The sequence below is a fragment of the Candidatus Symbiopectobacterium sp. NZEC127 genome (assembly GCF_025962675.1).
In the GTDB taxonomy this organism is placed as follows: domain Bacteria; phylum Pseudomonadota; class Gammaproteobacteria; order Enterobacterales; family Enterobacteriaceae; genus Symbiopectobacterium.
In genome coordinates, this window is record NZ_JAGFPG010000045.1 from 1 (window position 1) to 626 (window position 626).

The following is a 626-nucleotide window of genomic DNA, read 5'->3' on the forward strand; positions in this document are numbered from 1 at the left end:
TACTAACTTTAAAGGTCACATCGCAGGAAAGAGCATTTTGGTTATTATGAATAACTCCATGTCATCGCCGGGGCATGGTGAACCATCAATAACAGCAGCGACACCATCTTACATTGATGGCGAAAGCCTGGATTCATTACCAGAGCCACTCGATTACATTGAAATAGAATAGCAGGCAAGGTCGCTTAGGCGGCCTTTTTTATTGGGGGGGGGCGCATGACGCCAATTACTGAGATCGGGGAAATTCTCATCTCCGACACGAAAAACGATTACTTTTTCCGCCCTTCATTCGCTGCCATGACGCGCATTGGAAGCCACACTAACCGGCTACGAAGTCGCTCAGGTGGTATCTATGGCGCAGGATGCTTACGGGAAGATACCGGAATGGCTCGTCAAGACGCTGAGAAAGCCAGTGTATGGACGAAAAATCCTGTCAGTGGCAATGCATGTTATGGCGGCGTGCTGTGATGACGATATCACAGCGCTGGTGGGTGAGTGGCGACCGGGTAAACGCGGCATAGTATATCGCGCTGGAGGGATGTCTGTTGGCGAGATCATCCTGATAGCCCACACCCTGATAGAGCACGGCGTGATGGGCAAGGCCAAGGTGCGAAAGCCACAGCGTC

1 protein-coding gene is annotated in these 626 nt (G+C 51.4%); it reads left to right on the plus strand.

The genetic code is table 11. The features are described 5' to 3' along the window. Window positions 1–307: 307 nt before the first annotated feature. A partial coding sequence (locus J5069_RS23835; protein ID WP_264646126.1) for a DUF6246 family protein occupies window positions 308–626 on the plus strand: 319 nt, incomplete at its 3' end.